Source organism: Streptococcus oralis (assembly GCF_016127915.1).
GTDB classification, from domain to species: domain Bacteria; phylum Bacillota; class Bacilli; order Lactobacillales; family Streptococcaceae; genus Streptococcus; species Streptococcus oralis_BO.
On the sequence record NZ_CP066059.1, the window covers coordinates 867,774 to 881,447 of the forward strand.

Here is a 13,674-nt window from a genome sequence, read left to right on the forward strand (position 1 = left end):
AATGAGCAAGCAAAGAAAAAAACTCACAACGACTAGGTTCTCACCGTCTAAACAACTAGAATACAGAAGTATTTTCTCACATACCAAAAGACAAACCTAGAAAGATCAGCGCTATAAAAGAGTCATACAAAAGATTAAACATGAGAAAGAGCCCCCACGTGATCAAATAGTCCAAGCGACCACTTCTCTTTGCAATCACAAATAAAATGATGTGGTAGATTAGGTGAAAGAGAAGAAATCCAACAAAACCTGGATAGAGAACGGGCACGACTCTTTCCAGCTGCCAAAGCATCACTACTTCACCTACAAGTGACGCAAGGATCATTCCATGATAAAGAAAACTTATTTTTTTAGAAGCTTGAACAAAATCTTTCATACTTTCTCATCCCCTCGCTGTGTTTCCTACTATCCCGTTTTCTTTTATTTTAACATATCTCCACCAAATCGAATCTCCAATAATATTTATTGAAATATGATTTTTACTTTACTTCTTTAGTGAAAAGGGTTACAATAACAGTAAGAAAATTTCAGGAGGTTTCATTATGGCACAACGTTACCAAAATGTTATGGTCGCAATTGATGGTTCTAAAGAAGCGGATTTGGCTTTCGTCAAAGGTGTTTACACTGCTCTACGCAACGAATCCAAGCTCACCATTGCCCATGTTATCGACACACGCGCTCTTCAAAGCGTGTCTACCTTTGATGCTGAAGTTTACGAAGAACTCCAAGTCGATGCTGAAAGTCTGATGAAGGAGTACGAAAAGCGCGCAAGAGATGCTGGTGTGACCGATATTCACATCGTCATCGAAATGGGAAATCCAAAAACCCTCCTTGCCCGTACTATTCCAGACGCAGAAAATGTTGACCTGATTCTCGTTGGTGCAACAGGGCTCAATGCCTTTGAACGCCTCTTGGTCGGATCTTCATCTGAGTACATTCTCCGCCATGCAAAAGTTGATTTGCTAGTCGTGAGAGAAAGAGAAAAAACATTGTAGTCATTAAAAAAGGGAGCCTTGAGCTCCTTTTTGTTTCTATTTTTTTCTTTCTTTATGTCGCTCATAAGCTTTAAACTGACGTTGTAGTTCCTGTCGGATGGCAGGTTCCGGAGCATATTTTTCTTCCCAGTCATCTGGTTTTAAAATCTTGTGTGTAACTGGGTCAAAATGAGCTTTTCCATCAGGGAAAACCTTTCCCATATTTGCTTCATGGACAATATCAAAAATACGTTCTGGATCTACTCCCATCAATACAAAACTACCGTATGTGAAATACAGTGTGTCGATCAAAGCATCCACTTGACCGACCAAGTTTTGCTTAGCAGGTGTCTTTTTCGCCACTTTCTCTGCCGCCTTATCAAGTGCCTTATGCATGCTTGCAAGGGAGTTTTGGAATTCTTCCTCCGAAGAACTTGCTGCGCGAACAAACTCTACTAATTCTTCAATTTTAAAGTCTGCGCGGTGGGTTGCACCTTCAGCATCCCATGCCTGTGGCTCTTCTTGAGTTCGTTCATCCATCATGTGGTGGAAGGTTTTGACCTTATTAAAGTGGTAGTCTCGACTGACAAACACTTTTTCTGAAGCCAAAACACCAAAGTGCTCGAGCGCCTTGTGGATACCATCTTGTTGATTACTTGCCGTAATATGCTTGGCAACTTCTTTGACACTGCTACTGCCATTTCCCATAGCGACCGACATCCCAACACCCGCCAACATTTCCAAATCGTTGTCGGAATCACCAAAGGCCATGACTTGGTTGAGATCAAAGCCATATTCTTTCCCGACTCGGCGAATACCTTCTAGTTTGGAATTCCCTTGATTGATGATATCTGCTGCAAAAGGATTGCTTCGAGTTAATTTTAAATCTTCAAAATCAGCTGCTGCCTTCTCAGATTCTTCTGGCGTCATCAGCATTAAAACTTGATAAATGGGTTGATTAATCAAGTTAAGCAAGTCGTCTTCTTTTTGAGGAACTGCCTTGCTGACCATCCGATTAAAAGAGCGACTAACAGTTCTTGTCAGCACAGTCGGGATAAAACGACTAACCAGTTGGGAAAAGGAGCCGAGACCAAATGACATAATCTTCGAACCAACAACAGCATGCTCGGTTCCAAGAGCGATTTCTTTACGCTCCTTTTTAGCATAAGCAATCAGTTGACGTAGGCTTGACTTAGCGATTGGACTTGCAAAGAGTACCTTTTCTTTATTAAAAATGTATTGGCCATTGTAGGTCACCGCAAAGTCTAGGTCCAAGTCTTCCATCAATTCCTTGACAAAGAAAGGCCCTCGTCCTGTCGCTACTCCGACAAGTACCCCTTGCTCTTTAACAATCTTAATCGCGTCCTTAGTGGATTCCAAAACACTCTTGCGATCGTTGACTAACGTTCCATCGATATCAAAAAAAACAGCTTTGACTTCCATCCTATCCCATTCTCCCCTTTTGTGTTACAATGATTATACCACATTTCAGAAAGAGTGACTAAATCATGCCTAAGAAAATCCTTGTTTTACATACAGGTGGGACTATTTCCATGCAAGCAGATGCCACTGGTGCCGTTGTAACTAGCCAGGAAAATCCCATGAACCATGTTTCCAATCCGCTTGAAGGGATTGAGGTTCATGCCCTAGACTTTTTTAATCTGCCAAGCCCTCATATCAAACCCAATCATATGCTTGCACTCTATCATAAGATTAAAGAGGAAGCTGATAACTATGATGGAGTTGTCATCACACATGGTACAGATACCTTAGAAGAAACAGCCTACTTCCTTGATACCATGAAAATCCCGCCTATCCCCATCGTTCTAACAGGGGCCATGCGTAGTTCAAACGAACTTGGTAGCGATGGTGTTTATAACTATCTGAGCGCTTTGCGAGTTGCCAGTGATGATAAAGCAGCCGACAAAGGTGTGCTGGTCGTCATGAACGATGAGATCCACGCAGCCAAGTATGTTACCAAAACTCATACAACCAACGTCAGCACCTTTCAAACCCCAACACATGGACCACTTGGCCTCATCATGAAGCAAGAAATCCTCTACTTCAAAACGGCTGAACCTCGTGTCCGTTTTAATCTCGAACAAATTCAGGGTCTGGTTCCCATCATCTCAGCCTATGCCGGTATGACAGACGAGCTGATCGATATGTTAGACTTGGAACAGCTGGACGGCCTAGTCATTCAGGCCTTCGGAGCAGGTAATATCCCAAAAGAAACAGCTCAAAAGTTGGAAAATCTCCTCCAAAAAGGAATCCCAGTCGCCTTGGTCTCACGGTGCTTTAACGGTATTGCTGAACCTGTTTATGCCTACCAAGGTGGGGGGGTTCAGTTGCAAGAGTCTGGCGTTCTCTTTGTCAAAGAACTCAACGCTCAAAAAGCTCGCCTCAAATTATTAATTGCCCTTAATGCTGGACTAAAAGGACAAGCCTTAAAAGACTATATGGAAGGCTAATCCTCTTCGAAAATCTCTTCAAACCACGTCAGCGTCGCCTTACCGTATATATGTTACTGACTTCGTCAGTTTCATCTACAACCTCAAAACCATGTTTTGAGCTGACTTCGTCAGTTCTATCCACAACTTCAAAGCAGTGCTTTGAGCAACCTACGGCTAGCTTCCTAGTTTGCTCTTTGATTTTCATTGAGTATAACTCCTTCTCTAGAAAGCAAAACCAGGAAATCTCACGATTTCCTGATTTTTTCTATTTACGTTTTCGTGTAGAGCGACGTTCTGTCAAACCATGAGGCAGGAGAACTTCACGTTCTTCCAACTCTTCCTTATGCATAATCTTAGTCAACATACGCATGCTGATAGCACCTAGGTCATAAAGAGGTTGGGCAATAGTAGTCAAGTTTGGACGAGTGAATCGTGCAATCTGAGAGTCATCTGTCGTAATGATTTCAAACTCTTCTGGCACAGACACACCGTGGTCAGCCAAACCATTCAACACACCCGCCGCCAATTCATCACCTGTTACAACTGCGGCTGTAGCTTGTGATGAAATCAAGCGTTCTGCCAAGGCATAACCATCGTCATAGCTGTATTTTGATTCAAAGACCAAGCCCTCACTATAAGAATGCCCAGCTTTTTTCAAGGCTTCCTTATAACCAATCAAACGAACCTTGCCATTGATATCATCGACGAGTGGTCCACTCACAAAAGCAATTTTCTCATTTTCTTTGAGAAGATAGCTCACGGCATCAATCGTTGCTTGTTTGTAGTCGATATTCACACTTGGAAGTTGGTGTTCAACATCCACAGTACCAGCAAGAACAACCGGTGTCCGTGAACGAGAGAACTCTGAACGAATCTTTTCAGTCAAGTGATAGCCCATAAAGATAATCCCATCGACTTGTTTTGAAAAGAGAGTGTTAACCACTGAAACTTCCTTTTCATCATCCTCATCACTATTTGCAAGGACAATGTTATACTTGTACATTTCAGCAATGTCGTCAATTCCCTTAGCAAGTGTTGAGAAATAACCATTGGTAATGTTAGGAATCACAACTCCGACTGTCGTTGTTTTCTTGCTAGCCAAACCACGTGCTACCGCATTTGGACGATAGTCCAAGCGATCAATCACTTCTAGGACTTTTTTTCGAGTGTTCTCTTTAACATTCTTGTTGCCATTAACGACACGGCTAACTGTTGCCATTGAAACTCCTGCTTCACGGGCGACATCATAAATCGTTACTGTATCATCTGTGTTCATTCCGTTTCCTTTCTATAATGAAAATTTCGCTTTCACGCATCTACTTACTCCATTTTATCACTTATTGTAAACACTTTCAAGTATTTTTTAGAGAAACTTTGAAAAAATTTCACAGTTTATTCTCATTTTGAAAAAGCAAGTACGATTTCTTGATTTTTGAGATATTTTGCTGTATGATAAGAAAAAATAAAAGGGGGAGGAAAACATGGCTTTTACAAATACACAGAGACGTTCCGCTAGTTTTGGCGTCGTGACCAGCCTGCCTGACGATGTCATTGACTCTTTATGGTATATTATCGATCATTTCCTGAAAAATGTCTTTGAATTAGAAGAAGAACTTGAGTTTCAACTGCTTAACAATAAGGGGACCATCACCTTCCATTTCTCGAGTCAGCACCTTCCGACTAGCATCGATTTTGACTTCAATCATCCTTTCGATCCGCTTTATCCTCCTAGGGTCCTTGTTTTAGATATGGACGGCAGAGAAACCATCCTCCTTCCAGAAGAAAATGACTTATTTTAAAAACTCTAGCTTCTCGGCGTAAACTGCTGAGGAACTAGAGTTTTCTTTTTCTAATAAATGGAGCGGCTAACTACTAGACCATTGGGTTTTGTATACTCTAAGTCAAGGTAATCCTGATAAGTCCCTGGCACAATGAATCCCTGGGGACTCAATATATCTGTCCCAGCTTTTCCTACGATAGAGTCTGCCAGCAAAACACAATTGGTACTGAGAACAAAGTAGGTCTTAAACTCGGATGAGCTGAATTTATAAAGCATCGCATCCGCTTCCTCTTTCAGTTGGTAGGAGTAGGTATGCTTGACCTCTCCCTCTCTTCTTTTCATCAACTGCGAACTTGGTTCCCAAGGAATTAACAGGTCCTCTATCTCTACTAGACGAGCTTGGATGGCTGCTTTCTGTTGGTCCGTCAAACTCAGACCATAAGCAAATAAGGTCTTCTGACTTTCCCTCTTACAGAGTTCAATGTATTTTTCCCGATTGGCCTTAAATAAAACACCGTCTCCAACCATGCCGAATAAACGCTCCGAGTGGGGATCATACGAACCATAGGAAATAACCTTCCCTTGATAACAAATATCCACATGTCCCATGGCGAGGAAGAAGGAGGTTTCTGATGTATGGACAAAAATTTCCAGATCAACCGTCTGGTCATTTTTTCTTTCTGAATGAACTTCCCCTTCTTGACTTTCATTATTTGACATCCACTCATTCAGTTTGCGCAAGGTACTGATAGGAATCAGAGCTGTCACAAAGATCGGCAAGGTCATTCGCATTCGGCGTTTCAGCTTGGGATTGTTTTCTATCTTTTCAAAAAAGAAACCATCCCGAAGGCTACTAGCCCCTAACATGAGCAAGTAAAACCCAAGCAAGAGCAATTCAAAATTCGCTGCATCGTGAAAAGGAGAGATGCTATAAAGCCCAAATCCTATCATCCATACAGCATCGAAGAGATGATGGAGCCGAGGATGAATAGCATTTTTTCGATAGAGAGACCAAGTCACAAGACTAATGATGCCCGTAAACAGCTGGTAGCTCGCAATGATAAAAACCAGGAGATAGAGGGCAAGGTCTTGCAAGATGATAGAGTCAAACACCAGAGCCGCAACCACCAGCTTGGCCAAGGTTACAAAAATGTTTTCCCGACGTTTTTTATCCTGAAACCAGCGAGTCAACAAGTGCCAAACTGCTGACAAGGAAAAGTAGCCCATCAGCAACTGATACCCCATTCGCGGAATAACTTGTCCAAAACGAATCAAGAGAAGCCCTAAAACAATAGCAAGTAGTCCCTCCCCAGTGCTCTTCCACTTGCTATAGGTCTCAGAAAGCTTAGGCATTTCCTTGCTCCAACTGGTCAACCAAGTATCGAATTGGTTGTTTTAAGATTGGATGGATAAAATGGGGAGCTATTTCCACTAACGGTTCAAGAACAAAGAGGCGCTCTGCTATATAAGGATGAGGCAAGATGAGGTCGTCTGTATAAATGACCTGATCCTCCACAAAAAGCAGGTCCAAATCAATCAAACGCGGTCCCCAATGCACCTCTCGAACCCGTCCCATCTCGGACTCAATTGCTAACAAGGTCTCTAATAAGACTGATGCTGGAAGCCATGTTTCTACTTCAATCACCTGATTGGCAAAGCTATCTTGTTCCACACCACCCCAAGGCTCCGTCGCCAAGACACTGGACTCTTTGAGAATATGGATACCTCGAGTCCGCAGTTTATCAATAGCTTGTTCCAAGTTCGCTTTCTTGTCTCCCATATTACTTCCTAGAGCGATAAAGGCCCGCTGCTTACGACGGTGAATGGTCACCGAGCAGGTATCTAACGGTAAATGCACTGGCGCCCACGGTTTTTTTAGTTCCAACTCAATCTCTTGGACAAGAGGATAGCTCTCAAAGGTACGTTCAACTAGTTTGTAGGCTACCGTCTCAATCAAGTCCTCAGCGCTTTCCTGAAACCAGGTCGTCCACTGCTGACACAATTCTCCGTAATGGACAGAGGCTGTTAAATCCAAGTCTGTCGCCGCCTTGGTCATATCATAGGATAAGCTTGCGGAAATAACAAACTTCTGCCCCAATTCCTTCTCACTAGGAAAGAGACCATGATAGGCAAAAATTTCCAAATCTTTAATCTGCAGTTGATCCATAACTAGTCCTTTCTAGAAAAATCCGCTTAAAGCGGATTCTTTTATACTCAATGAAAATCAAAGTGCAAACTAGGAAGCTAGCCGCAGGCTGTACTTGAGTACGGCAAGGTGAAGCTGACGTGGTTTGAATCTGATTTTCGAAGAGTATTATAGTCCCATTAGACGATAAGCCTGATCTCGGAGGTCCTTATCTGTTTCAAATACGCCACGGGCTACAGTAGTCAAAGTCGCCGTGCCTGGTTTTCTGACACCACGCATGCTCATACACATATGCTCCGCCTCAATGACAACAAAGGCTCCCTTAGCACCCAGATAGTCCATCAAGGCATCAGCAACCTCAATATTCAAACGTTCTTGAATCTGTGGTTTTTTAGAATAAACTTCAACCGTACGGGCAAGCTTGGACAAGCCTGCCACACGGCCATCTGGAATGTAGGCAATGTGGGCTCTCCCATAAAATGGCAAAAAGTGGTGTTCACACATGGTGTGGAAAAAGATATCCTTTTCCACTACCATATTGTCATCAATAATCTCAAAGGATTTTGACAGGTGTTCCTCAGCAGTTTGGCCAAGACCTGAAAAAATCTCTTGGTACATACGGGCTACGCGAGCAGGTGTCTCCTGCAAGCCCTCGCGGTTAGCGTCCTCACCAACAGCCTCGATAATCATTTTTACAGCTGCTTCAATCTTTTGTGTATCCATTCTCTAGTTATTCCTCTCCATTAGGTAGGCTCTCACTTGGCTCAAGAAATACAAGGAACCCGTGACAATCCTAACTGTTTTTTTCTCTTCATCTTCTGTCATTTTCTGATCTAAAAACTCCTGCCAACTTTGATAGTTGAGATTTCTAGACTTTGCTGTCTCTTTCAGTACGTTTTCATCAGTTGCCCGACTATCGTCAAAATGGGTTAAAGTCAATTGACTATCTGGCACCGTTTTTAGCAAGTCCAGCATATCGTCCAGGGCCTTGGTTTTGATGCAGGTAAAAAGGATTTCCTTATGATAATCCGCAAAGCGTCCTTGCAAGGTTGCTAATAAAGCCTTGATAGCATGAGGATTGTGGGCCCCATCCAAAAACAGCAAGGGGTTACTAGACACGACCTCCAAACGCCCTGGCCATCTAGTTTCTTTCAAAGCTTGAGCAACCAAGTCATTACTTGCTAACTCCCGCCCAGTCTCCTGGCAATAAGTGTCTAGGAGGGCAAGCGCCATCCCCGCATTCTCTATCTGGTGCAAACCGAGCAGGCCTGTTTGAAAGCGACCTTGTCTGACAAAACTGGTATAATCAAAGATTTCACCCGCTACCACGCTTTCTTGATGACGAACCTGGTAATCACTTCCATAGGTAAGTCTAGGCGCATTTTTAGCTTCTGCAATATTGTCAATCACAGTCAAAGCTTCTGGAACAATATGACCTGTTACCAAGGGAATACCTTGTTTGATAATACCTGCCTTCTGCTCTGCTATGGCTTCCAAGGTGTCACCAAGTAGGGCCATATGATCCAGTCCAATGGTCGTAATTCCTGTTAAAATTGGCTGGCAAACATTGGTACTATCCAGAAGTCCACCCATGCCGACTTCCATGATAGCCACATCAACTTTTTCAGTGGCAAAATAATCATAGGCTAGGGCAGTGATAATCTCAAACTCGGTCGTTCCTTGTAAAACAGCGCCCTTCTCCCCCTCAAGCAAAGACTGATAGTCCTCCATGAGGGCTTCTAGTCTCGCTTCTGGGATGGATTCCCCATTGATGCTAATCTGATCCGTGTAATGAATGAGATAGGGCGAGCTGAACACCCCAACTCTTAGACCTAGCTTTTCCAGCATCTTTTTCAAAAAAGCAATAGTAGACCCCTTGCCATTGGTCCCTCCAATATGGATAACCTTAAGTTTGAGATGGGGATTGCCTCGCAAAGCTAGGAGTTCTACCATTCGTTCCAAACCGAAATGCGGTTGGTCGGTCCGGTAGTGGGCAATCCACTGATTGTTTTGAATTTCGTTCATCTTACTTATATTGTTTTAAATCTAGATTTTCTGCGTCATCTGCCAAACGAATAGCAGATGCAATTTCAACCGCCATCCTGTGACTGGCTACATCGTGCACGCGCACCACTTCGACACCCTGTCTCGTAGCGATACCGGTTACATGAGCCGAAGCTGTGTCCCGATTGCGGAAACCAAGTTCGGCCTCAGGATTGACTTCGAAGCCATTCTCCTCAAGGATATTAATAACAAATCGCTTGCGCGAAACTCCAAGAAAGATTGGATAGCCTTTCTGATGGAGTTTATCCAAGTCCCGTAAAAGAAGGAGATTTTCTTTCTTGGTCAGACCAAAGCCAATTCCTGGATCCAGCAGGATATTTTCTCTTGCAATCCCAGATTGATCCGCTCTCGCTAGAGCTCGTTCAAAGAAAGCCTTCATCAGGTCTTCGATTGGCATTTTTTCAAAGCCAGCTAACTCTTCTTCTGTAAAAGCTTGTCCAAAACCAAAATGAGGAAATATGAGCGAACTAGGATGCTGAGGACGAGCCATGACTGGATTAAACATGATAACCACTTTTGCTCCAGCCTTCGCAACCACATCCGCCATTTTCTCATCTCCCATGAGACCCGTAATGTCATTTACTAGATTGGCACCAGCAGCCAAGGCGGCCTCTGCCACCTGACTTTTCCAAGTATCGATGGAAATGAGAACATCACTTTCCTCACGGATAGCTTTAATCACTGGAACAACACGCTGAATTTCCTCTTCTATTTCAACATAGCTACTGCCCGGCCGAGTCGATTCTCCACCGATATCTAGCATGCTCGCTCCTTCTGCTATCAATTTACGAGCTTGCTGGAGTGCCTGCTCAAGAGCAAAAAACTGATCACCATCTGAAAAGGAATCTGGCGTCACATTGATAATTCCACAAATGGCTGTTTTTTCGCGGTTGACTTTATTGGACATAACGGTTACTCCCTTAAGGTTCTCTACCATATTATCTCTCTATTTTACCATAAAAAGAAAAAAGATGGACACGTTAGTATTCATCTTTTCCAAGTAGGCCAATGGTTTAGAATGATAGACCTAGATTTCTACTAATCAATACCAATAAGGCCAACAAACAAAATGCAATACCATTGAGAATCATATGAAGCAAAATGGACATCTCCAAACGCTCAGTCTTATAGGCTGTCCAAGTCAAAACCGTTGACATTCCTCCATAAATAATCACAGAAGGTAAATTGGTTGGCATATGGAGCAAGGCAAAGACGATTGCACCAACAACAAAGCCAAGTTTTTCTTTTCCACGGAAGATCTTTTTAGGAATAATTCCGCGACACAAAATTTCTTCACAAATCGGCGCAATCAAGACTAGCAGGAAGAAAGTTGAAATCAAGGAACTATTCTGAACTAAACCATTTAGTATTGATTGGTTATTGGTTGTTGCCTCATTTGTTAGTCGAAGCAGGAGTGAACCCAAGAGATTTGTCGCAAAAATCACTAGATAACTCAGTACCAAGCGAGCCAAGTCTTTTGCCTTAAAAAAGGATAGATTAAAAGTAGCAAGTTGTGTTTTTCGTGCGCCAATAATGAATACAATCAAAACGACTATGGATAGGGCACCAACTAAGAGCCCTGACTGTAAAATCGGAAACTGTTTGTTTGCTAAAAACAAAGCAAGTCCTATGGGAAATTGAGATAGAACAAAAGCCACCAAAAGGATGAGCACCCATTTCCCTCTGTTCAAAACCTCTTGCCAAATCGTCTTATCTTTCATGATGTACCTCCTTATAATTAAAAAGGGAGACTCCCCTTTTTCTATTATACCATTTATAGCGCCATACTGATATAGTTAAGGATAAACAAGGCATCCAAAATCCAAATCATCACGTGCACATCCTTGGCTTGACCTTTGACAACTTTTGTCAAGGTATATGTCAAGAAACCAACAGCAATCCCTTGTGTGATAGAGTAGCTAAATCCCATAAAGATAGATGTGAAGAAGGCAGGAACCGCTTCAGCCATATCATCCCAAGGAATATTTTTCAAGTTAGAAAGCATCATGATTCCGACGATAATCAAAATTGGTGCTGTTGCAGCTGTCGGAACAATCGCTAGAAGTGGGCTAAAGAAGCTAGATAGAGCAAAACAGATCGCAACTACTAAAGCTGTCAAACCAGTACGTCCACCAGCACCGATACCCGCCGCAGACTCAACATAGGTCGTAACGTTTGAAGTACCTGCAATGGCACCTACTGAAGTTGCCACCAAGTCAGAGTAAAGAGCCTTGTCCAATTTAACTGACTCATGGTTTTCCCCACTTGTCGCAACGATACCAACTTTTTCACCAGTACCGATAAGAGTACCGATTGTATCAAAAATATCTGTTAGTGAGAAGGCAAGAATAGCCATCAAAGTTTCTGGTAAACGCGAAGTGTTTGAAATCAAAGATCCTAAACCTTCTGAACCAAGAGCAGCACCAAACAAAGTTCCTAAATCATTAACCGCTGATGAAAGATTATTGCTAGCGAAGTCAATCCCTGATAATTTGACAACACCAACAGCAATGGCAAGGACAGTCGTTGTTAAAATAGAAAGAATGATTCCACCTTTGATGCCTTTAACAACAAAGAAGATGGTAATAGCCAAACCTGCAAGAGCTACCAATACTGCTGGAGTATTGAAGTCTACCAAGCCTGGAACAGCTGCTGAGTTTGCAGTAAGTGCAGCTTGAGCCTTGTCTGCTCCTTCACCTGCTACCGTATAAGTACCTGGATCGATTGAGAATTTCAAGAGACCAGCATTCTTAATTCCAACATAGGCAAGGAAAACACCAATACCAGCCGAAATAGCTGAACGAAGTGTTGTAGGAATGGATTCGATGATCATTTTACGAACATTTGTCAAGGTGATAATCAGTGAAATAATTCCACAAATGAAGACCATACCAAGAGCTTCTTTCCAAGTATAGCCCATCCCAAATACAACTGTAAATGTGAAGAAGGCATTTAGTCCCATACCTGGTGCTTGTGCGTATGGCAAATTAGCATAGAAAGCCATCATCAAAGTACCGACTACAGAACCGATAATCGTTGCCAAGAACACACCTTGAACAGGCATACCCGTTTGGGAAAGCATTTGAGGGTTTACAAAGAGAATATAACTCATTGCAAAGAATGTTGTTAAACCAGCAAGCACCTCTGTACGGACATCTGTCCCGTGCTCTTTTAGTTTAAATAGTTTGTCCATTTTTAATCTCCTTTTGTTTTTTACGAACAATATTAGTATTATATCATTTATCATTCACCTTTTCAATATGTTTGTTTGATTTATTTAACAAATCAAAGCAACTGAGTTTTTGTTCTTGTCTGCTTTTCTTCCTTCTTTTTGATATAATAGAAGACATCTTATCTGGAAACGACTAGGAAGGTTTATATGACTAAAAAAATTATCGCAGTCGATTTGGACGGAACCCTGTTAAATAGTGAAAGCAAGCTCTCCGATTTCACCAAAGAGACGATCAAAAAAATTTCAGAAAAAGGGCACCATGTTATCATCACGACGGGCCGTCCGTATCGTATGGCAAAAGATTTCTATCGTGAGCTAGAATTGCATACTCCCATGATTAACTTTAACGGCTCTCTTACCCATCTACCAGGACAGGCTTGGGCGCATGAAAAGTGCTTGACCTTGGACAAAAAATACCTCCTAGACATGGTCAAGCGCACGGAAGACATCCAGGCTGATTTTATTGCAGGAGAATATCGAAAAAAATTCTATATCACAACTCCGAATGAAGAAATTGCAGACCCTAAACTATTTGGCGTAGAGAACTTCCGGCCGGAAAATCAATTCAAACCCGAACGAGTAACCAAAGATCCCAACTGCATCCTCTTGCAAACAAGGGCTGAAGATAAATACGCTTTAGCGGACGAGATGAATCGTTTTTATCAGCACCAACTAGCTATCAATACCTGGGGCGGGCCCCTCAACATCCTCGAGTGTACTCCCAAGGGTGTAAACAAGGCCTTTGCTCTAGAGTACTTGCTCAATGTGATGAATCGTGATAAAAAAGACTTAATCGCCTTTGGTGATGAGCATAATGACACCGAAATGTTGGCATTTGCAGGCAAGGGATATGCTATGAAAAACGCCAATCCTGCTCTTCTTCCATATGCAGACGAACAACTTCCTCTGACCAACGAAGAAGATGGAGTTGCCCACGCTTTACAAAATTTATTCCTATAAAAGGGAAGATTGCGACCCTGCAATCTTTCCTTTTTGTTTTCATTCTATTTTCATAAAGACAGCTT

14 protein-coding genes are annotated in these 13,674 nt (G+C 42.4%); 4 read left to right on the plus strand and 10 right to left on the minus strand.

All coding sequences use genetic code 11. The features are described 5' to 3' along the window. Positions 1-76: 76 nt before the first annotated feature. Positions 77-376, minus strand: a complete 300-nt coding sequence (locus I6H78_RS04115) for a hypothetical protein (protein WP_198460164.1) — start codon at positions 374-376, stop codon at positions 77-79. A gap of 166 nt (positions 377-542) precedes the next feature. On the opposite strand from I6H78_RS04115, the gene I6H78_RS04120 reads away from it, so the two are divergent. Beyond that, entirely contained in the window at positions 543-995 is a 453-nt protein-coding gene (locus tag I6H78_RS04120) for a universal stress protein (RefSeq protein ID WP_000079161.1), read from the plus strand. 36 nt (positions 996-1,031) lie between these two features. Here the strand turns inward: I6H78_RS04120 and I6H78_RS04125 are convergent, their stop codons facing one another. Beyond that, entirely contained in the window at positions 1,032-2,417 is a 1,386-nt protein-coding gene (locus I6H78_RS04125) for a Cof-type HAD-IIB family hydrolase (protein ID WP_198460165.1), read from the minus strand. A 65-nt stretch (positions 2,418-2,482) separates the two neighbouring features. Here I6H78_RS04125 and I6H78_RS04130 point away from each other — a divergent pair, with 65 nt between their 5' ends. Next, positions 2,483-3,445, plus strand: a complete 963-nt coding sequence (locus tag I6H78_RS04130) for an asparaginase (RefSeq protein WP_198460166.1) — start codon at positions 2,483-2,485, stop codon at positions 3,443-3,445. Positions 3,446-3,692: 247 nt separating this feature from the next. On the opposite strand, the gene ccpA is transcribed toward I6H78_RS04130, so the two are convergent. Beyond that, a complete protein-coding gene (ccpA, locus tag I6H78_RS04135; RefSeq protein ID WP_001090635.1) occupies positions 3,693-4,703 on the minus strand; it encodes a catabolite control protein A in 1,011 nt (336 codons plus the stop codon). A 205-nt stretch (positions 4,704-4,908) separates the two neighbouring features. Here ccpA and I6H78_RS04140 point away from each other — a divergent pair, with 205 nt between their 5' ends. Continuing rightward, the gene (locus tag I6H78_RS04140; protein WP_000886046.1) at positions 4,909-5,226 is read left to right on the plus strand and encodes a DUF960 domain-containing protein; all 318 of its coding nucleotides are present in this window, start codon (positions 4,909-4,911) and stop codon (positions 5,224-5,226) included. A gap of 50 nt (positions 5,227-5,276) precedes the next feature. Here the strand turns inward: I6H78_RS04140 and I6H78_RS04145 are convergent, their stop codons facing one another. The 7 genes from I6H78_RS04145 to I6H78_RS04175 form a co-directional block, all read right to left on the minus strand. Further along, positions 5,277-6,560 carry a DUF308 domain-containing protein gene (locus I6H78_RS04145; RefSeq protein WP_198460167.1) on the minus strand — a complete coding sequence of 428 codons (1,284 nt, stop codon included), beginning with the start codon at positions 6,558-6,560 and terminating at the stop codon, positions 5,277-5,279. After that, positions 6,553-7,374: a 2-amino-4-hydroxy-6-hydroxymethyldihydropteridine diphosphokinase gene (folK, locus tag I6H78_RS04150; RefSeq protein WP_198460168.1), complete on the minus strand. Its 822-nt coding sequence runs from the start codon at positions 7,372-7,374 to the stop codon at positions 6,553-6,555. The genes I6H78_RS04145 and folK overlap by 8 nt, the downstream gene beginning before the upstream one ends. 147 nt (positions 7,375-7,521) lie before the next feature. After that, on the minus strand, positions 7,522-8,076 hold the full coding sequence (gene folE / locus I6H78_RS04155) for a GTP cyclohydrolase I FolE (protein ID WP_061409803.1): 555 nt from the start codon (positions 8,074-8,076) through the stop codon (positions 7,522-7,524). Positions 8,077-8,079: 3 nt separating this feature from the next. Then, entirely contained in the window at positions 8,080-9,378 is a 1,299-nt protein-coding gene (locus I6H78_RS04160) for a bifunctional folylpolyglutamate synthase/dihydrofolate synthase (RefSeq protein ID WP_198460169.1), read from the minus strand. A 1-nt stretch (position 9,379) separates the two neighbouring features. After that, positions 9,380-10,354, minus strand: coding sequence for a dihydropteroate synthase (gene folP, locus I6H78_RS04165; RefSeq protein ID WP_198460170.1), 975 nt, complete (start codon positions 10,352-10,354; stop codon positions 9,380-9,382). Between the two features lie 76 nt (positions 10,355-10,430). Further along, positions 10,431-11,138, minus strand: coding sequence for a CPBP family intramembrane glutamic endopeptidase (locus I6H78_RS04170; protein WP_000653642.1), 708 nt, complete (start codon positions 11,136-11,138; stop codon positions 10,431-10,433). Positions 11,139-11,191: 53 nt separating this feature from the next. Continuing rightward, positions 11,192-12,610: an NCS2 family permease gene (locus tag I6H78_RS04175; protein WP_000359243.1), complete on the minus strand. Its 1,419-nt coding sequence runs from the start codon at positions 12,608-12,610 to the stop codon at positions 11,192-11,194. A gap of 186 nt (positions 12,611-12,796) precedes the next feature. Here I6H78_RS04175 and I6H78_RS04180 point away from each other — a divergent pair, with 186 nt between their 5' ends. Beyond that, entirely contained in the window at positions 12,797-13,609 is an 813-nt protein-coding gene (locus I6H78_RS04180) for a Cof-type HAD-IIB family hydrolase (protein WP_044020159.1), read from the plus strand. The last annotated feature ends 65 nt before the right edge of the window (positions 13,610-13,674 follow it).